The following is an 18,966-nucleotide window of genomic DNA, read 5'->3' as shown; positions in this document are numbered from 1 at the left end:
CATTATCCAGGGTGACAATTTTTTTCTCCATTTTTACAGCACAAATATCAACTTTTATTAAGCCATACTTAAAAAAATTGTGATACACTATAAAGAGGAGTATAATGGATACGGTGTAAGACTAGCTTACGCCTACACCTTTTTGGTAAATTAAATGTTTTAAGGATGGTTAATATATGAGCAAGTTACCTAGAGAAACAGACGTTATCTTAATTGGTGCTGGAGTTATGAGTGCGACTTTGGGATCATTGTTGAAGGAATTAGCACCAGACTGGGACATTACTGTGTTTGAGAAACTCGATAGAGCAGGGGAAGAAAGCTCGAACGAGTGGAATAACGCAGGTACTGGCCATTCTGCATTGTGTGAGTTGAACTATACATCGCAAAAACCTGATGGGTCTATTGATTGTAACAAAGCAATAAAAGTTAATGAACAATTTCAGCTTTCTAGACAGTTTTGGGCTCACCTTGTAAACAGCAAGCTGATGGATAACCCACAAGACTTTATTATGCCGTTACCTCACATCAGTATGGTGCAAGGCGCGGACAATGTAGCATACTTGAAAAAACGTTTTGAGGCATTATCTAACAATCCTTTATTTGAAGGGATGGAATTTTCCGATGATCCGGAAACACTGAAGGAATGGATTCCGCTCATTATGGAAGGCCGTACATCAGTTGAGCCGATAGCTGCTACAAAAATCGATTCTGGTACAGATGTGAATTTCGGTGCGTTGACGCGCAAGATGTTTGATCACTTGGAGAATGAAAATGTCGAAGTAAACTACAAGCATAGTGTTGAGAATATTAAACGTACAAGTGACGGAAAATGGGAAATTAAAGTACATGATATCGATGGCGGTAAAATCGAATACCATACTACAAAATTCCTCTTTATCGGAGCTGGTGGAGGCGCACTACCTTTACTACAAAAAACCGGTATTCCTGAATCAAAGCATTATGGCGGATTTCCGGTAAGCGGACTATTCATGGTATGTAACAATCAAGAGGTTATCGAACAACATTTTGGAAAAGTATATGGTAAAGCTAAAGTTGGAGCTCCACCAATGTCTGTTCCACATCTTGATACACGATACATCGATGGCAAACAATCATTATTATTCGGACCATTTGCTGGCTTCTCGCCGAAGTTCCTAAAAACTGGCTCTTATTTCGATTTAATAGGTTCAGTAAAGCCCGATAACCTTGTAACGATGTTAGCTGCAGGTGCTAAAGAAATGGGATTAACAAAGTATCTGGTTCAGCAGGTTATGTTGTCGAATGAAAAGCGAATGGATGACCTACGCGAGTTTATTCCGACTGCTAAGAGCGAGGATTGGGATGTCGTGGTAGCAGGTCAACGTGTCCAAGTTATCAAGGATACTGAAGCAGGCGGTAAAGGCACGCTTCAATTTGGTACGGAACTTGTCAGTGCAGAAGACGGATCGATTGCTGCATTACTTGGTGCATCTCCTGGTGCGTCCACTGCCGTACATGTAATGCTTGAGATTTTTGCAAAATGCTTCCCAGAGCAATTGAAAGAATGGGAGCCAAAAATAAAGGAAATGATCCCTTCTTACGGTAAGTCATTAGTAGACAATCCAGAGTTGTTTAAAGAGATTCATGCGTCTACTGCGAAGGCACTTGGTTTGAGTGAGAAGGAAGTTGTATCTAATTAAGAATAAAAATAAACAAACCCCTTTGAACTATAATAGGTTCGAAGGGGTTTTAGTTTGGTTGAAAAACACCTGTCACAACGATCCTCTTTCTTCAAAAAATTACATATTACAAATATAGCTGGGAAATTACTAAGGAAAAGGAGGTTCAAAAAATGAAAAAGTTATTATTAATGTTTGTTTTAACCTTTTCCGTTTTCTCGTTAGCGGGTTGTGGAGAAGAAGCGCCGGATGAGGGAGAACAAATAGAAGATATTGAAGAAGAGGACGAACTTGGTGACGGCGAAGTAAATGATGAATAAATGTTAACATAAAGGCACTTGGATTAAATCCGGGTGTTTTTATGTGTATTATTAAATTTCGCTTACTGGATAACGCTTTTTTGACGTCTATTTTTAAACCACAAGAATGTTGAACCTAAAATTCATCAAAGTCGATTTATCGAGTTTTGAAAGAAAACTTGAGGTAAGCAATATAAAAAAGAAGATATTAAATAGCTTTTAGTTAGTATATCATTTAAAATAATAAAACCTTCAACCTATTTATTGAAGATTTTTTCTCAAAGTGCGCAAGTAATTCTTAGATTTAACTATCTATGGCAAAGTAATATAATAGATCTATTCTGGGGTGATTATTTGTTTAGTAGCGTAATACCGGCAGTTCGTAATATGAAGGATTTCGAGGCAGTTCTTGAGACAGATCATAAATATGTCATTTTTTTAGAGACACGCCTTTCTCAGGTTGAAAGTATGGTTAAGTATGCCAAGCAACATAAGAAAAAGGTGTTAATACATGCAGATCTTGTACAAGGGTTAAAAGTAGACGATTACGGAATTGAATATTTGATTAATAATGTAAAAGTAGATGGGATTATTTCAACAAGGGTAAAGGTTGTTGGGACTGCTAAAAAAAATCATAAAATTGGCATTCTACGTTTATTTGCACTAGATAGTCATGCACTTGATCATAATTTAAAGGTTTGTAGAAGAATTCAACCGGACTACATCGAGGTTTTACCTGGTATCGTTCCAGAGATTATGAAAGAAATTCATGATGAGACTGATATTCCTGTTATTGCTGGTGGATTAATCCGTTCAAAAGAGGACGTAGTAAAAGCGTTTAAAGGTGGAGCTTTTGCGGTTACAACCTCAAATAGAGAACTTTGGTAATTATCTAACGATTTGATAACATCATATATTGACAACGTTTTCAATAACTATTATACTAATTTTAAAGTTAATAATTTTGTGAAGAGACTTAGGAGACACATTGGGGTCCTTGGATTATTGTATTCAAGGGTATTTCATGTGTCTTTTTTTATGAATTTAATAGACGATTATAGTAGTGCCTTCATGTCTATTATTGGTAATAGAACCTATATGGTTTATGCACAAAATTTATTAATGAAAAAGGGGGATAATATGAAAAGTCTAAAGAATCCAGTCGTATGGGTAGTGATTTCTTTACTGTTAATTTTGGTAGGAAGTGTATCTGCATATCAATTTAACAGTTCTAGTGGGGAAGTGGACGTTTCACGAATTTATTTTGATACGCCTAGGGGTGAACTTTCTGGTCTGTTGTATAAACCAGATGGTGCTGATCAAGAACCGAGGCCAACTCTCGTAACAACACATGGGTATCTTAACTCTGCTGAGATGCAGGATGCTCAGGCTATAGAGATGTCAAAAAGAGGATTTGTGGTTTTAGCATTGGATCAATATGCACATGGTCATTCAACAGGCACAATGGAGAAAAAAGTGCCATTCCTATCTTTTTGGCCACATTCCATCTATGATGCTGTTCAATATATGTATGAACAAGACTATGTGTTGAAGGATGAAAATGGCAACGGAATTATTGCTGTTTCGGGACACTCAATGGGCGGTTTTTCTTCAACTCATGCAGTCATGTTAGATGAAAAAGACTTTCAAAAAACGGGTATTAGAAAAATACACGCTTCATTGACTATGGGATCCGATTATTCATGGTTGAATACGATTGGATACAGCGATGAGGATATTAATAATTCTTATGGGCCAAGATTTTCCGGAAAAGTTGCCGGTCAATATGATGAATTTTTCTTTGATGCAGAAGCAAGTGCTACTGGAGCAACGGTTGTGAAGAAAAATTACGTTGGCACAGAAGAAGGACAAGGTTTTTTAGGTAATCCAGAAAATCCAGAAGCTGGAGAAGTTTATGAGGTTGATGGTGGAAAAAGGATAATCTATCAGCCTAATGAGATTCACCCGTGGAATCACTTTTCAACAGAATCTACAGGCTATGCAATTGATTTTTATGGTATGGCATTTGCTAATTATAGTGACGTTGTGTCACTTGATGAAAAAGGTCAAACATGGATGTATAAAGAGTACTCCGAGTTTGTTGCTTTAATTGGATTCTTTTTACTCTTTATTCCACTTATTCTATTATTATCGAAGTTACCATTTTTTAAGAACATTTATACGAAAAAACCAGAACCACTACCAACACCGAAAACAAATGGTGGTAAGTTAGCAAATTATATTTTGATTATTATTGGTGGTTTGTTCCCTGCGTTATTTTTTGCTGCATTGTATAGTGGAGACGTTACCGGAATGAGGTTATTAAGACAAATTAGCATGATATTGATTGCCTCATCAGCTATTTTCTTGATCTACTCCTATTTAAAGAAAACTGATAAAACGATTAAAGCATGCTCGATGATTATGCTAATTTTAAGTCTGATTCAATATATATTCTTAAGATTTCAGGATAAATTCATTGCTACAACAGAGTTTTTTGCATCACCAACAACCAATCCAATTGCCTACTGGGCCATTAATGTAGCAATCGTAATAGTAATGATGCTGGTCTGCAATCACTATGTTTCTAAAAAAACAGAAGGGGCAACAATTGCTAATTATGGTGTGAAGGCAAGTGCGAAGAGTGTTTTTGCATCCCTCATCGTGGCTGTCGTATCAATTGTAATTGGATATGCAATCCTTTATATCGTTGATGCTGTTTTCGCAACAGATTTCCGTATTTGGACAATCGCTGTAAAGACATTTGAAGAACAACATCTGATAGCTTTACTAAAATATGCACCGTTATTCTATATTTTCTACTTTACCATCGGTATTTCGGCCAATATGAATACTACTGGAGCTAAGTACGAAGGGATTAAGGGATATATAATTTCTATTTTTCATTTCGTAGGTGGTTTAATCCTTTACCTGGGTTATCACTATGGATTATTGTTTATAACTGGAACAGCAGGATATCCTGAACAGGCTCTGTCTTCCATTCTTGTGATTGCTCTCGTACCACTGTTGACAGTTGCCGCTATCTATAATAGATTCCTATATAGAAAAACTGGAAACGTTTATGTTGCAGCTTTCCTAAATACTCTACTTATAACATTAATAACATTAGCAAATTCAGCGCTTTATACAAATTTTTAATCGTTTTTAACTTGTAATAGAAGCCAATAAAAAGAGCAAGGGTAAAGGCCCTTGACTCTTTTTTATGGTTTCTTTTATACCGACTATTCATGTTACAAACTTTTTTTGGAGATGAAAGCTGTATGGAAAAATTTATCTTAGCTCTTGACCAAGGTACAACAAGTTCTCGTGCTATTTTATTCAATCAGAAAGGAGAGGTCGTAGAAACTGCACAGCAAGAATTCGAGCAGTTCTTCTCAAAGCCAGGTTGGGTGGAGCACGATGCAAATGAAATCTGGACTTCTATTCTTGCCTGTATTGCCGAAGTTCTACGCAAGGCAGATATTACGCCAGAGAATATAGTTAGTATAGGAATTACAAATCAACGTGAAACAACGGTTGTTTGGGAAAAAAACAGTGGAAAACCAATTTACAAAGCAATTGTCTGGCAATCCCGACAAACAGAAGATATTTGCCGTGAATTAAGAGAAAAGGGTTACAATGACTTATTTAATAAAAAAACTGGACTGCTTTTGGATCCATACTTTTCTGGTACTAAGGTAAAGTGGATCCTTGACCATGTGGAGGGTGCTAGAGAAAAGGCAAATAACAATAACTTACTATTCGGTACAATCGATACCTGGTTAGTCTACAAGTTATCGGGTGGAAAGGCTCATGTAACCGATTATTCAAATGCCTCCCGTACATTAATGTTCAATATTTATGATTTGAAATGGGATGATGAACTACTTGAAATTTTAACGGTTCCAAAAAGTATGCTTCCTGAAGTACGTCAATCATCAGAAGTATATGCAAATACGGTAGATTATCATTTCTTTGGTTACAACGTCCCAATTGCGGGGATTGCGGGCGATCAACAGGCAGCTTTATTTGGACAAGCGTGCTTTGAAAAGGGAATGGTTAAAAGTACTTACGGAACTGGTAGTTTTATGTTAATGAATACTGGTGATGAAGGTGTTAAATCGAAACATGGTTTACTTACTACTTTAGCTTGGGGGATAAATGGGAAGGTAGAATACGCTTTAGAGGGAAGCGTTTTTGTAGCTGGTTCTGCAATTCAATGGTTACGCGATGGTTTACGAATTATTAATAATGCACCAGAAAGTGAAAGATATGCTATAAAAATTGATTCTTCGGAAGGTGTATATTTTGTTCCAGCATTTGTTGGTTTGGGAACGCCGTATTGGGACAGTGATGCTCGAGGGGCTGTGTTCGGCTTAACCCGTGGAACAACAAAAGAAGTTTTCATTCGTGCAACACTTGAATCATTGGCATATCAAACAAGGGACGTTTTGGATGCAATGGTTGCAGACTCGGGAATTAACTTGAAATCTCTTCGCGTGGACGGTGGAGTAGTTAAAAATAATTTCTTAATGCAATTTCAGAGTGATATTTTAGGTGTTCCAGTTGATCTTCCTGTTGTTAATGAAACAACAGCGGCAGGTGCTGCATTCCTTGCTGGGCTAGCGGTAGGATACTGGTCGAATATAGAAGAGATTACTGAAAATTGGAAAGGGGGACGTACATTCTCAAGAAAAATCTCTAAAGTTAAAAGTGAGGAACTATACAATGGCTGGAAGAAAGCAGTTGCTGCAACAAGAGAATATAAATGATCTTTTGTATTCCATTTGTCCAACCACCTTTCATCAAGTAAAATTGAGGTTGAGCAAGTTACTCAATTACCCGAAAGGACAGAATTTCTATGTCTACTAAATTGGACTTATCGAACTTTGAAAAGAAAATGGAAGTTAGAAATATACAGAATGAAGATATCGACCAAATTTTAGAACTACAAAAGGTCTGCTTTCACAACATGGATCCTTGGAAGCGTGAACAATTGGAAAGTCATTTAGAAACCTTTCCAGAAGGTCAATTTTGTGTAGAATATGACGGTAAAATTATCGGAAGCTGCTCGAGCTTAATTGTTAACTTTGATGAATACGATGATCGCCACACATGGGATGACATCACGGATGAAGGATATATTACCAACCACGATCCAGAAGGCTATAATCTGTATGGAATAGAGGTTATGGTTGACCCAGAATTTCGGGGGATGAAGATTGGCAGAAGGCTTTACGAAGCAAGAAAGGATTTAGCTAGAGAGCTGAATTTAAAAAGTATTATTATTGGTGGACGAATTCCGAATTACCACAAATATAAGGATCAATATTCACCAAGGGAATATGTGGAAGAGGTTGGCTATCAAAACATCTATGATCCGGTGTTAACGTTCCAAATCATGAATGGATTTAATGTGATGCGGATTAACCCTGGTTATTTACCAGATGATGAAAAGTCGCTGCAATATGCGACGTTAATGGAATGGAATAATATTGAGTATCGGGCAAAAACGAAGCGTCATTTTAAGACTGCCTATCCAGTTCGAATAACTGTTATTCAATATATGATGAAGACGATTGAGTCGTTTGAGGAATTTGCCAAGCAAGTCGAGTATTACGTTGATGTTGCGTATGACTTTGGATCGGACTTTGCTGTTTTCCCGGAAATATTTACGACGCAGTTGATGTCATTCTTAGAGGAAAAAGTTCCATCGAAGGCTGTTCGTAAGCTAACGGAATACACCGAGGATTACATTGAACTTTTTACTAACTTAGCAGTAAAGTACAATGTAAATATCATTGGTGGATCACACTTTGTAGAAGAAGATGACCACGTTTATAACATTTCTTATCTGTTCCGACGAGATGGAACGATTGAGAAGCAATATAAGATTCACGTAACGCCAAACGAGAAAAAATGGTGGGGAATCAAACCGGGTGATGCAGTTAAAGTGTTTGATACAGATTGTGGTAAAATTGCCATTCAGATTTGCTATGATATCCAATTCCCAGAGCTTACACGGTATGCAGTTGACCAAGGTGCTAACATCATTTTCGTTCCGTTTTGTACCGATGATCGTCAAGGATATTTACGCGTGCGTTACTGTGCACAGGCTCGTGCTGTAGAAAACCAAGTATACACGGTGATCGCGGGTACTGCCGGTAACTTAACGCAAGTGGAAAATATGGATATTCAGTATGCGCAGTCTGGCATCTTTACACCTTCCGATTTTGAGTTTGCTCGTGATGGAATTATCGGTGAATGTAACCCAAATATCGAAGCGGTTGTTGTGGGGGATGTAGATTTAGAGATTTTGCGGAGACAACGAAAGTCTGGTACAGTGAGACAATTGCGTGATCGACGTCGGGATCTATTTGAAGTGAAGTATAAAAAGAATGATACGGTGTTGTAGGTTATGGAACGCTCATTTGCTGTTTAGTAGGTGAGCGTTTTTTTTGTATTAAAATAAGATTTCTATAAATATGTAAAAAAGGAGAGGCCGGGACAAAACTATTTTTATCAATGAAAATCTGAACATAAGATAATTAGTGCAAATAACTCGCTCCGGAAATATACTCGCGCACCTTAGGGCGGCTGGTGAGCCTACTCGTGCTTACGCACTGTGGGGTCTCACCGATGCCTGTCTTCCCGCAGGAGTCTACGTATATTTCCGGAGCTAATACAATTCATTGTTCGTATTTAAATTGGTAGTATTAGTTTTGTCTCAGCCTCGTTCGTGCAATTACGAAACAATCCAATAATTAAAATTGGTGATTTACTGACTTAAGAGGAAGCCATAACTATTGTATTGTTATAGTTATGGCTATATTTATCTATCTGAATTATTCATTAACCTTATAATGAACCCAAACAGAACCCTCTCCTACAACCTTCGTATCCAGCAATTTCAAGGCAGTTACCCCTTCCAGGCCCTTCAAATCTTCACAATCGAACACAGTAGGGGTAGTCTTTCCGCCAACTGCTAAAGGAGCGAGAACCAGACTAACTTCATCTATCAATCCTTGGCGTAAAAATGCGCCATTAATCGATGCTCCACCACTTAGACCAAGTGTGCAGAATCCTAGTTCGAATAATTTTTGTAAGGCTAGGTGTAAGTCTATGTATTCACCACTACCTGCTTGAATATAGTTGATTCCCTTGCTCTCTAATTGGTTAATATAATCTACAGATACATTTTCCTTGGTAACGACAAGCAATCCCTCTGTTTGATGCCAGTCAATTTTTCCTTTTCCGTCAAAAACAATGTATGCTTTTGACTTCGTTGGTTCGTAGAGGGGTTTCGGTAGATCTATCCAATGATTGCCGTACACCATCAATGTTTCGCTACCTGAAATTAGCCCATCACATTCCAAATCATCGTATAGTCGATTGGCTATTTCATGGGCTTCTCCGTCAATTCCTGCAGCTGTCCATTCCGATACATTCCTGTTTGGTCCTGTGGTGATTCTTCCATCTACTGAAGAGAAAATGTTAAGAATTACGTTAGGCTTTGCCAAATTAATCGCTCCTTTAGTTTATGTGATGAATAATGCTACCAACGCGCCAAGAGTATACAAAACAGCTACATACAAACTCGTTTTCGGGGAATTGTTTCCATCGTAGTCATTGTTATTAGGTGGAGCAACATAACTCATGGTTTGTGGGTCAACATTGTTACTTGCTCCACCAGAATAAGAGGTTGTAAACGCTATGCTGATTGTAGCTAGACCGCCAACTAGTATAGCGAAGTCCACAAAACGACCATTAAAAAGGGCAGCAATACCAGCTGTTATTACTAACAAAATTAGTAATGTAATGCCTGCTTTTACTAACTGCTTTTTCAATGAATCTCCTCCTAAACAAATTGTCTTAGTCAATTTTCAACTAACAATTGAAATTTTTGGAAACTTCTACCTGTATTTTATCACAACTAGTAAAAGCTGTGTCATCGCCTATGCCTTGAGAAAAGAAGTGAAATATTGTATTCTTGTTTTATTTTCAATATATGCTTTGTCGAAATGGATGTATAGTTTTTCTTGCAAAAACTGATTTACAAGACCTCTTCTCATTGTTTGATACAAGAGGTCTTTCCAAGTGGAAAGAAGAAGGGTGTTTTTTATGAATAGAGATAGAAAAGGGAATCCATGGGCATTAGTCCCATTTGTGGTGTTTTTACTATTATTTATTGGATCAGGTGTTATAACAGGAGATTTTTATACATTTCCAGTGATTGTGGCTATCGCGATTGCGGCTGTCGTTGCGTTAGCTATGAATCGAAAAGAGCGGTTTGATCAAAAAGTTGAAGTTTTTTGTAAGGGTGCTGGAGACAGGAATATTATGTTAATGGTCCTCATTTTCCTTTTAGCAGGGGCTTTTTCCGAAGTAGCAAAAGGGATGGGTGCGGTTGATTCTACGGTGAATCTTGCACTATCAATTGTTCCGCAAAATTTATTGATGGTTGGTATATTTATTATTGCTTGCTTCATTTCTTTAGCTATGGGGACTAGTATGGGCACAATTGTAGCACTAGCACCAATAGGGGTAGGAATTAGTGATCAAACGGAGATTTCGTTAGTGCTTTCAATGGCAACCATTATTGGTGGGGCAATGTTTGGGGATAATTTGTCCTTCATTTCAGACACGACAATTGCGGCAGTGAGAACACAAGGTACAAAAATGAAAGATAAGTTTAAAGTGAATTTTTTCATTGTATTACCAGCGGCGATAATCACATGTATCATTCTTATGTTTTTAACAATGGGTGAAGAAACGTCTATCACACAACAATCTTATAGTTGGATTATGGTTTTGCCATATATATGTGTACTTATCACCGCACTAGTAGGGGTCAATGTTTTTCTTGTTCTTTCAATTGGAATTGCGTTTGCAGGAATTATCGGGCTAGTAGATGGCAGCTATCAGTTAATGACTATCATCCAAAAAATTGGTGAAGGGATGGCTGGGATGTATGAAATTTCGTTCCTTGCTATTTTAATTGCTGGTATGGTGGCAATCATCAATCATAATGGTGGTATCGACTATCTGCTATATCGGTTAACGCGCAATATAAAATCAAAAAAAGGCGCTGAATTCAGTATTGCAGGTCTTGTGGGATTGACGGATTTATCGACAGCAAATAATACAATATCGATTATCACTACTGGTCCACTTGCCAAAACCATTGCTGATAATTATGGAATTGATTCGCGTAAATCGGCAAGCTTGCTTGATGTATTTTCATGCTGTGTTCAAGGTTTAATACCGTATGGAGCGCAATTGCTTGTTGCGGCAGGGGTTGCAAAAATATCGCCAGTGAGCATTCTGCAATATTCGTTTTATCCAGTATTAATTGGTATATGTGGAATAATAGCTATTTTGATTGGCTATCCACATTTCAAGAAGGAAAAGGTTTAGTTAGCGCTATATCTTATTTAAAAAGGTAGTATGGTTTTATCTCATTTGCTTTTTCCTCTTGTATAATAAAACTAATTAGAATTGTAGGGGGATCCTTTCATGCAACAGAATAGACGGGAAATTACACTTGAAGGAAGTTTTAACTTCCGCGACCTAGGTGGGTATCAGACGGAAGATGGCCGAATAGTAAAGTGGGGTAAACTTTTTCGATCGGGAAATTTAAGTCAATTGACAGAAGCGGATATAGAAGTGATTCGTCAACTTGGCATTAAGAAAATTTGTGATCTTCGTGGAGTTGATGAGATTGAAAAGTTTCCGGATCCTCTTTTAGGCGATGCTTTATGGATTCATACACCAATTGTTTCAGATGTAAAAACAGTACGACAGGTTGGCGATGTTCATTCAGTAACACTTGAAAACAGTAAGCCTGGAGAATTGTTGATATCCTTGAATCGGAACATGGTGGGCTACACAAGCGCATTTAAAAAAGTATTTGATGTTTTATTAGATGAACCTGATAAACCAATGCTTTTCCATTGTATGGCTGGAAAAGATCGAACAGGTGCAGTATCTGCGTTAATATTAAGTGTACTCGGAGTCCCACGGGAAGTCATTGATCAGGACTATATGTATACAAATAATGCTGTTGAGAAAATGAAAGCAAACTTTGATGCATTAGGCGTAACCAAAAATCCAAATGTTGAGCAGGCTGTTATGGATGCGATGGTTGAGGCGCGTGCTGAATACATCAATACATTCTTTGATGAATTGGAAAACAAATATGGAACTGTGGAAGCGTACATGAAGAATTCAATTGGATTAACTGATGATGATATACAGGTTCTGAAAAACAATTTGTTGGATTAAAAGCGAATTTTGTTTTGATATAGAAGGTCGGGGATATTGATCATCTCCGACCATTTTTATAACGTCAGAAAGCATAAGTTATGGTAGACCTTATAAGAAAAACTTCGGCATTCGCTATTAAGGACGAGGCGAATGCCGAGTTTTTCTAATAATTTTTTTCTATCTAACCGTCATTTTGTTAAGGTTTTCATTCCACAAGTCAATCTTCGTTAGTGCAACTGGGTCATTTAGAACCTCATTTGGTTTGTTTCCTTTTCCAATTATATAGTCAGTAAAATCCATTCCTACATATTCGAAGATGTGATTAAATTGCTGAATAACTGGTAATGCAGCAATCTTCGGATCTGGATTTTCACCGGTTACTATTACATAAGCACTTTTTTTACTCAATTCTTCTTTTAGATTAAATCGATCGTCCTTTAAATATTGACTCCAACGGTCAAAGAATATTTTCAACTGTCCCGACATGCCAAACCAATATAAAGGCGAGCCAAAGATGATAATATCTTGCTTCAAAAACTCGAAAAATAGCTTTTCATAATCATCATCTACATAGCTAAAACCTTCTTCTGTATGTCGTTTATCAACGATAGGATCTACCTTATGGTCCAATAGATAAACCGTCTGGTGTTCGATGCCTTGAAGCCCCCTTTTGATGAGGTATTCCGTATTTCCATCTCTTCTTGAACTTCCTAATAGTGCCATAATTTTCATATAAGCTCACTCCTTATTAACTTGAATTACGTGTACTTACAGTGTAAAGTACTTATTGGGTTCAGTAAAATAGATATTTTAGATAATTTGATTCAGTAAAAATGATAATGGGGAGGAGTATGTGATATGGAGCTTCGTCACCTTATTACATTCAGAACAATTGTTGATGTAGGAGGGTTTAAAAAAGCAGCGGATGAGTTGGGGTACGCACAGTCTTCGATTACCGGTCATATGAAAGAACTGGAAAAGGAATTGGGGCAACCTCTTTTTGATCGTCTAGGTAAACAAATAACCTTAACGCAAGCTGGTAGAAATTTTCTTCCCTATGCATTAGATATTATAAAACTCTATTCCAGATCGAAAGAGGTCATCAACATTGCAGATGAACCAGCTGGTCAACTAACTATCGGTGCAAGTGAATCGTTGATGATTTATTGGTTACCAACAATTATTATGAATTTCATGGAAGAATTCCCTAATATTGAGTTGACGCTCAAGTCGCTTAATTATGATGACCTATCAAGTCAGTTAAAAAAGGGTGATATTGACGTTGCCATCATTGTGGAGCAGTCAGAATGGTATGCAAGGGATCTAACAATTGAAAAATTACGAGATGAAAAGCTATCATTGGTCCATTCTGTTAAAAATTTAGATAATGTTCGGACAGAAACCATGCTTGTTACCGAATATTCCTGTAGCTGGCGTCAAGCTGTCGAGGAACATATAAAAAAAGAAGGAAAACCTGCAATTTCAAGAGTAGAATTACCAAGTGTAGAAGCAATTAAACAATGTGTTCTGTGTGGACTTGGAAAATCCATGCTCCCACAGTTTGTTGTGAAAGATGAAATTGATCAAGGTAACTTAAAAGAAACTCCAACAGGTGAGGAAGGGTATGGTCTTGGAATATATTCAGCCATTCATAAAGATAAGTGGTTATCGGTTAATTTGGAAGTGTTTCTTAATTTATTGAAGAATACAGGTTAGAAAATATAATATGGAGGTCATCCCAATGAAAGCTGAACAATTAACGAAAGAAAAAGTAGAAGATTTTATTACCTATTGTAAGAAACACAAATACAAAGTGGATGATTCCTTTCTGTACGATGAGGACCTAAGAGATTTTGAACCAAATGAAGAAAACCCCACCTATATTAGTAGAAATCAAGAAGGAGAGATTGTAGCGGCTGCATCTCTAATACTTGATGATTATGCGAAACGAGGCAAGAAAGCCCGATTTCGAATTTTTCATTCAGAAGTAGGTGATCAGGAACACTACCAGTTGTTGATGGAAGCTATTTTAAAGCATGCAGAGGGGCTTGATTCTATTTTCGTATTTGTCCCGGTTATGAACGAGGAATTGGATCAATCGATTAAGCGGTTAAATTTTGCGTTAGACCGATACGCATTTCTGCTCGTGCGCGATGACTTGGTTGTTCCTAATTTTCATTTCCCTAAGGATTATGAACTTCGGCTATTTCGACTAGGAACCGATGAAGAAGCATGGTGTGAAGTTAGGAATGCAAGTTTTGCAACGCTTAAAGGAAGTGAGACACCGCAAACTGTGGAAATGATTACGAAAATGATGACGGCAGAGGAGTCAATTGAAGGTGGGGCAAGAATTCTCTACCACGGGGAGCGACCAGTTGGCGTAATCAAATGCTCAGATGATGAGTATGAAAATGAACCTATTATGGATATTGGTCCGATCGCATTATTACCTGAGTATCAAGGCAAGGGCCTAGGAAGAAATATGTTGCGTGCAATGCTACACTTTGCTAAAGAAAAATCGTATGATCGAACCGTTCTGTGTGTGAATGCTGATAATCAAGGGGCAAAATCACTGTATTTGCAAGAAGGATTTAAGCAAGTAGAAGCAGTAGCTTGTTATCATTATTATTTATAGTAGTGACCTGGAAGGGAGGGGTATGCGGACACAGAATCCGTTATTTAGCATAAAACAGGTGAATTTTTGATTTACCGGACTTAGGATTCGCTATGTCATGATTTGATGGTTGGTTTAACACAATTTTTATGAAATAGGGTCTCTGGTGTCCGGTAACGTGCCAAAAAGGAAGTGTTAGGAGCAAATAGCGGATTGTGTGTCCGCGAAACTCCCTTATGGGTGAAGCGGGCTACTTTTAATTTTTAACAAGGCATGAGCTGTAACTTATGTAGCTGCGCTGCTCTGTTTGCGTTTTTCAATTGCATTAACTCCCATAACAACGATTATCAGTTCTTCAGTGGGCATTGGATTGCCGTAATTATTAAGTTCATATGCCGAGGAAGAGAAAAAACTGCTAGTTCGTTTAAACGTTGCTACCTCATTTGACCGATCATCATGGATTGTAAAATCTTTTGAAAATGCGGGGGATGAAATTTTGTAACTACTACCGTTTGCTTTCGTGTATGTATATTTTTTTGAAAATGCAAACCAACTTGTTTTTAACACGCCAAGTTCTACGTTGTTCTTATCACTTACAATCCACTGATTGGAAAAGGTTTTAAATCCTCCAGAAGTCAATAAAGACTTATCTTCTCCATAAAAAGAAACTCCTGATGAGAAAGCACTTTTCAAGTCAAGGTAACCGATTTCCCGGTTGTCTGGATTCTTAACAATTGTTTCGCCTGCTGAGAAAAAGTTGTCTGAAACATAAACGGTATTTTCCATTTGAGTGACCTCCTTAACTATAATACGTATAAGTTGGTATTTTTGTTTCATCGATTCATTTGAATGAACCCTTTTGCCAAAACTTTATCCTCACACGTGGCATTGAATAGAAGTTTGTCTTTCTGGAATGTAATTTTTAACGTAATCAAATCACCTGGATAGACTGGTGCTGAAAATGACAGTTCATATGTAGATGGAAAATCGTTTGGGTGAACTAGATTGGATGAGGAAAGTACCGACCAAATTTTTGCCATTGTTAACATGCCGTGAGCTATCTTCCCAGAGAAACCATGCGTTTTTGCATACTTGTCGTCAAGGTGTACGGGATTAACGTCGCCAGAAATCTGTGCGTACGTGTTAATATCCTGTTCTGTGATAAAAAACTGTAATTTTTTCATCGTATATCACCTGAGACAATGTGAGAAATTCCACTGAAACAGACGGTGTTTGTATCATCATACAAGTAAAGGGTCTGTTTACTAAACGTATTGTCGTTCCTTTTGCGAATATCAGATAATATGACAAAGCCTTCGTAGCGTTCATCAATGAACATCTGTTGATGAATTTTACATTGTTGTTTTCGATGAATAATTGGTGCTTCCATTGACCACGGTATGTCAAAAGATTGATAGACAATCATGGGCATTGTCGGTGGAACTGGTATGTTTCGGAAGCCTAAGCTTTTTGCGTTATTGATGTTTTCGTATATTGGGTTTCGGTCTCCGAGAACATCAACAAATTGCTTCACTTGTTCCTTCGTAAAAATGAACGTTTGTTTCTCCGTTTTCATGTTATCACCTCAAAAAGAACTGCCAGTCCAACGCCACCACCACTGCCAATGGCAGCAATCACATATTTTGCATCTTTTCTTCTTTGAGCCTCATAAAATAATCGGTTCACCAAAATGGCACCTGATGCTGCATATGGGTGGCCGATCGTTAATGCGCCACCAGAGACATTCAATTTTTCATAAGGAATGGAGAGCTCCTGTGCGCATGCTACAACTTTGGAAGCAAACGCTTCGTTAATCTCAAATAAATCAATTTCGTCAACTGATAACTCGTTCCGCTTCAACAATTCTCTAACTGTTGGTACAGGTGATATCCCAGGATAATTAGGGTGGACACCACTTGCCACGCTGTCAATGAACCGGAGAATCGGCTTTTTATTAAGTTTTGTTGCTAAGCCTTCTTCCATCACCACGACGGCAGCGGCACCATCATGAATCCCACAGCTATTAGCTGCGGTTACTGATCCATTTTCTGGAACAAAAATTGGTCTAGCCCGTCTTAATAATGTCTCCATATTGCGCATTTTATGAAAACCTTCATCTGTTTGTATGCCTTCAATCGCTACTAATTCTTGATCATAATAACCTTTATTAAAAGCGTTCCAGCTACGTTGATAGCTTAATAGAGCATATTCATCCTGCATACCTCTTGAAATGCCATATTTGCGGGCGACGTTTTCAGCTGCCATTCCCATATCGGGATCGCCTATTGAATCAGGTGAAAAACGTGCACGCTCTGGATATGGCGAGGTACTTGTACTTTCTATTCCGCCAGCAACATATAAATTACCAGCATCCCCTTGAATGAAATGACATGCTGTACGTATTGCTTCAAGCCCTGCACTACACTGTCGATCAATAGTCATTCCGGGGATTGATAATGGTAATCCAGCTTCTAAAGCAGTTAGGCGGGCAAGATTGCCTCCTGGTGCGACCGTATTTCCAATAATAACTTCATTTATTTCTGTTTCTAGACCTTTTGCCAACTGCTGGATTATAGGTGCCGCTAGTACATGTGGCTCCATTTGTTTGAAAATCCCATTTCTTTTACCGATAGGTGTTCGCTTTGCGTTTACGATTACTGCTCTGTTCATGTACGTTCACCTCGGGTTTGATTAATTCTTTTACAGCTGTTCGGGCTATTTTGCCGGTTGTTGTGTGTGGTATTTCATTCACAAAATGCCACTTTCTAGGTAGTTTGTAAGCTGAAAGATTTTTCTTGCAATGTTTTTTCAACTGACGTGTAGAGGGAGTTCCTTTAATGACGGCAACAGGTATTTGGCCCCAATAATCATGTTGGATACCAATGACAGCTACCTCTTCAACATCTGGATGATCCATTAAAACAGACTCAATTTCTTCTGGGAAAACATTGACACCGCCGTATAAAATCATATTTTTTTCACGGCCATTGATGTATAAATAGCCGTCATGATCAAGGTAGCCCATATCATCTACTGTAGCCCACCCGTTTTCATCAATAATCGAATGAATGTCATGAATGTTTTCATGAATGTATCCAGAAATAATCATATTACTTCGGACAAAAATCTTACCTGTCTTTCCAAGCTTAGCTTTATCTCCATTTTCAAGTCGTATTTCGATTTCAACATTATGAAAGGATTTACCGACCGAACCTGGTTTTGCTTGGTGATCCTCATCACGTAAAAGCGACACGTAGCTTAGTTCGCTTGCTCCATAAAATTCGAATAGGGTTACATTTAAAAACTGTTCCCGAAGCTTTTCTTTGGAGGTTGTCTCCCATTTTGCACCGGACGAAATAATTTTTAATGGCTTATGTATCGTGTGTTTTTCTATTAACATTGCCTCGATCATAGTGGGAACGACGTATAACACTGTTATAGGGAAATCTTCTAGAAGATTTAGCGCGTTTGTAGGTGAGAATTTGTCCATCAAATAGATTGTTCCACCTAAATACAACGTACTGACTGCCCCGTATAGAAAATGAGAGTGGATGAGCGAACCTGGAATTAATACGTGATCAATTTCAACCATGTGAAAGTCACTGCGGTTGCACGCAAAGCTCGAGATCCAAGATTTATGATCGCGGACAAAAGCTTTTGGCTTACCAGTGGATCCAGAAGTGAATCCCATGTAAAATAACGTGTCTTCACTAACATTCTCGTTCCAAGTAGCATCACAATCTTTCATTTGTATTGTGGCATCTTCCCAATATACGATTGTTGAATCTGTATCAAGGCGAGTAGCTAGTTTTTTCGTTGTAATGATTATAGATGGTGAAGAAACAGCGATGCGCCCGTAAAGTTCTATTCGTTTCCACTTTGCGTCAAACGTGGCAGCTATACAGCCGGCCATTGCTGCGCCAGCAAAAAGCTGTAAATAAGCAATTCCGTTCGGCATAAAGATCCCAATTGTTTTTTCTGAACCAACGTTTGTGCGCAACCAGCTAGCTGTTTTACAAACCATGCTATACCAATCACTGTAACTAACCGTTTCAGTAGCAGTTCGAATCGCAGTTTTATCAGGGTTTTTTAAAGCATGATGGGCGTATGAACCTGTAATTGTTGACAC

18 protein-coding genes are annotated in these 18,966 nt (G+C 38.0%); 10 read left to right on the top strand and 8 right to left on the bottom strand.

All coding sequences use genetic code 11. The annotated features are described in order from the left end of the window. Nucleotides 1-176: 176 nt before the first annotated feature. The 6 genes from ACY9Z2_RS02840 to ACY9Z2_RS02815 all read left to right on the top strand — a co-directional run bounded on the left by ACY9Z2_RS02840 (nucleotide 177) and on the right by ACY9Z2_RS02815 (nucleotide 8,372). Nucleotides 177-1,679 (top strand): malate:quinone oxidoreductase, encoded by a 1,503-nt coding sequence (locus ACY9Z2_RS02840; protein ID WP_463608086.1) that lies wholly within the window; start codon nucleotides 177-179, stop codon nucleotides 1,677-1,679. 152 nt (nucleotides 1,680-1,831) lie between these two features. Continuing rightward, nucleotides 1,832-1,978, top strand: coding sequence for a hypothetical protein (locus ACY9Z2_RS02835; protein ID WP_463608085.1), 147 nt, complete (start codon nucleotides 1,832-1,834; stop codon nucleotides 1,976-1,978). Nucleotides 1,979-2,311: 333 nt separating this feature from the next. Beyond that, nucleotides 2,312-2,845, top strand: coding sequence for a glycerol-3-phosphate responsive antiterminator (locus ACY9Z2_RS02830; RefSeq protein WP_463608084.1), 534 nt, complete (start codon nucleotides 2,312-2,314; stop codon nucleotides 2,843-2,845). A gap of 252 nt (nucleotides 2,846-3,097) precedes the next feature. Continuing rightward, complete coding sequence (locus tag ACY9Z2_RS02825) at nucleotides 3,098-5,116, top strand: alpha/beta fold hydrolase (protein ID WP_463608083.1); 2,019 nt, start codon at nucleotides 3,098-3,100, stop codon at nucleotides 5,114-5,116. Between the two features lie 122 nt (nucleotides 5,117-5,238). Then, nucleotides 5,239-6,729: a glycerol kinase GlpK gene (gene glpK / locus ACY9Z2_RS02820; protein WP_463608082.1), complete on the top strand. Its 1,491-nt coding sequence runs from the start codon at nucleotides 5,239-5,241 to the stop codon at nucleotides 6,727-6,729. An 89-nt stretch (nucleotides 6,730-6,818) separates the two neighbouring features. Beyond that, nucleotides 6,819-8,372 (top strand): GNAT family N-acetyltransferase, encoded by a 1,554-nt coding sequence (locus tag ACY9Z2_RS02815; protein WP_463608081.1) that lies wholly within the window; start codon nucleotides 6,819-6,821, stop codon nucleotides 8,370-8,372. Between the two features lie 430 nt (nucleotides 8,373-8,802). Here the strand turns inward: ACY9Z2_RS02815 and ACY9Z2_RS02810 are convergent, their stop codons facing one another. Then, nucleotides 8,803-9,477, bottom strand: coding sequence for a RibD family protein (locus ACY9Z2_RS02810; protein WP_463608080.1), 675 nt, complete (start codon nucleotides 9,475-9,477; stop codon nucleotides 8,803-8,805). Between the two features lie 18 nt (nucleotides 9,478-9,495). Next, nucleotides 9,496-9,804 (bottom strand): hypothetical protein, encoded by a 309-nt coding sequence (locus ACY9Z2_RS02805; RefSeq protein WP_463608079.1) that lies wholly within the window; start codon nucleotides 9,802-9,804, stop codon nucleotides 9,496-9,498. Nucleotides 9,805-10,078: 274 nt separating this feature from the next. On the opposite strand from ACY9Z2_RS02805, the gene ACY9Z2_RS02800 reads away from it, so the two are divergent. Continuing rightward, a complete protein-coding gene (locus ACY9Z2_RS02800; RefSeq protein ID WP_463608078.1) occupies nucleotides 10,079-11,374 on the top strand; it encodes a Na+/H+ antiporter NhaC family protein in 1,296 nt (431 codons plus the stop codon). A 99-nt stretch (nucleotides 11,375-11,473) separates the two neighbouring features. Further along, complete coding sequence (locus tag ACY9Z2_RS02795) at nucleotides 11,474-12,241, top strand: tyrosine-protein phosphatase (RefSeq protein ID WP_463608077.1); 768 nt, start codon at nucleotides 11,474-11,476, stop codon at nucleotides 12,239-12,241. Between the two features lie 159 nt (nucleotides 12,242-12,400). Here ACY9Z2_RS02795 and ACY9Z2_RS02790 read toward each other — a convergent pair whose 3' ends face one another. After that, nucleotides 12,401-12,955, bottom strand: a complete 555-nt coding sequence (locus ACY9Z2_RS02790) for a flavodoxin family protein (protein WP_463608076.1) — start codon at nucleotides 12,953-12,955, stop codon at nucleotides 12,401-12,403. Between the two features lie 126 nt (nucleotides 12,956-13,081). Here ACY9Z2_RS02790 and ACY9Z2_RS02785 point away from each other — a divergent pair, with 126 nt between their 5' ends. Both ACY9Z2_RS02785 and ACY9Z2_RS02780 read left to right on the top strand, forming a co-directional pair. Then, entirely contained in the window at nucleotides 13,082-13,939 is an 858-nt protein-coding gene (locus tag ACY9Z2_RS02785) for a LysR family transcriptional regulator (RefSeq protein ID WP_463608075.1), read from the top strand. A gap of 25 nt (nucleotides 13,940-13,964) precedes the next feature. Next, on the top strand, nucleotides 13,965-14,858 hold the full coding sequence (locus ACY9Z2_RS02780) for a GNAT family N-acetyltransferase (protein ID WP_463608074.1): 894 nt from the start codon (nucleotides 13,965-13,967) through the stop codon (nucleotides 14,856-14,858). Nucleotides 14,859-15,122: 264 nt separating this feature from the next. On the opposite strand, the gene ACY9Z2_RS02775 is transcribed toward ACY9Z2_RS02780, so the two are convergent. The 5 genes from ACY9Z2_RS02775 to ACY9Z2_RS02755 are packed head-to-tail and all read right to left on the bottom strand — an operon-like array spanning nucleotide 15,123 to nucleotide 18,966. After that, a complete protein-coding gene (locus ACY9Z2_RS02775; protein WP_463608073.1) occupies nucleotides 15,123-15,623 on the bottom strand; it encodes a hypothetical protein in 501 nt (166 codons plus the stop codon). 47 nt (nucleotides 15,624-15,670) lie between these two features. Beyond that, complete coding sequence (locus ACY9Z2_RS02770; protein WP_463608072.1) at nucleotides 15,671-16,021, bottom strand: MaoC family dehydratase; 351 nt, start codon at nucleotides 16,019-16,021, stop codon at nucleotides 15,671-15,673. Continuing rightward, nucleotides 16,018-16,413, bottom strand: a complete 396-nt coding sequence (locus ACY9Z2_RS02765; RefSeq protein ID WP_463608071.1) for an FAS1-like dehydratase domain-containing protein — start codon at nucleotides 16,411-16,413, stop codon at nucleotides 16,018-16,020. The genes ACY9Z2_RS02770 and ACY9Z2_RS02765 overlap by 4 nt, the downstream gene beginning before the upstream one ends. Further along, nucleotides 16,410-17,507 (bottom strand): acetyl-CoA C-acyltransferase, encoded by a 1,098-nt coding sequence (locus tag ACY9Z2_RS02760; RefSeq protein ID WP_463608070.1) that lies wholly within the window; start codon nucleotides 17,505-17,507, stop codon nucleotides 16,410-16,412. The genes ACY9Z2_RS02765 and ACY9Z2_RS02760 overlap by 4 nt, the downstream gene beginning before the upstream one ends. Continuing rightward, nucleotides 17,461-18,966 (bottom strand): AMP-binding protein, encoded by a 1,506-nt coding sequence (locus ACY9Z2_RS02755; protein ID WP_463608069.1) that lies wholly within the window; start codon nucleotides 18,964-18,966, stop codon nucleotides 17,461-17,463. The genes ACY9Z2_RS02760 and ACY9Z2_RS02755 overlap by 47 nt, the downstream gene beginning before the upstream one ends.

The organism is Virgibacillus sp. GM2-2, from assembly GCF_055329585.1.
This window is presented reverse-complemented; position numbering and strand designations above follow the sequence as displayed.

Bases quoted from the DNA above. Each gene is read 5' to 3' on its own strand.
- ACY9Z2_RS02840 (WP_463608086.1), top strand. From the start codon at position 177: ATGAGCAAGTTACCTAGAGAAACAGACGTTATCTTAATTGGTGCTGGA.
- ACY9Z2_RS02835 (WP_463608085.1), top strand. From the start codon at position 1,832: ATGAAAAAGTTATTATTAATGTTTGTTTTAACCTTTTCCGTTTTCTCG.
- ACY9Z2_RS02825 (WP_463608083.1), top strand. From the start codon at position 3,098: ATGAAAAGTCTAAAGAATCCAGTCGTATGGGTAGTGATTTCTTTACTG.
- glpK (WP_463608082.1), top strand. From the start codon at position 5,239: ATGGAAAAATTTATCTTAGCTCTTGACCAAGGTACAACAAGTTCTCGT.
- ACY9Z2_RS02815 (WP_463608081.1), top strand. From the start codon at position 6,819: ATGTCTACTAAATTGGACTTATCGAACTTTGAAAAGAAAATGGAAGTT.
- ACY9Z2_RS02800 (WP_463608078.1), top strand. From the start codon at position 10,079: ATGAATAGAGATAGAAAAGGGAATCCATGGGCATTAGTCCCATTTGTG.
- ACY9Z2_RS02795 (WP_463608077.1), top strand. From the start codon at position 11,474: ATGCAACAGAATAGACGGGAAATTACACTTGAAGGAAGTTTTAACTTC.
- ACY9Z2_RS02790 (WP_463608076.1), bottom strand. From the start codon at position 12,955: ATGAAAATTATGGCACTATTAGGAAGTTCAAGAAGAGATGGAAATACG.
- ACY9Z2_RS02785 (WP_463608075.1), top strand. From the start codon at position 13,082: ATGGAGCTTCGTCACCTTATTACATTCAGAACAATTGTTGATGTAGGA.
- ACY9Z2_RS02780 (WP_463608074.1), top strand. From the start codon at position 13,965: ATGAAAGCTGAACAATTAACGAAAGAAAAAGTAGAAGATTTTATTACC.
- ACY9Z2_RS02775 (WP_463608073.1), bottom strand. From the start codon at position 15,623: ATGGAAAATACCGTTTATGTTTCAGACAACTTTTTCTCAGCAGGCGAA.
- ACY9Z2_RS02770 (WP_463608072.1), bottom strand. From the start codon at position 16,021: ATGAAAAAATTACAGTTTTTTATCACAGAACAGGATATTAACACGTAC.
- ACY9Z2_RS02765 (WP_463608071.1), bottom strand. From the start codon at position 16,413: ATGAAAACGGAGAAACAAACGTTCATTTTTACGAAGGAACAAGTGAAG.
- ACY9Z2_RS02760 (WP_463608070.1), bottom strand. From the start codon at position 17,507: ATGAACAGAGCAGTAATCGTAAACGCAAAGCGAACACCTATCGGTAAA.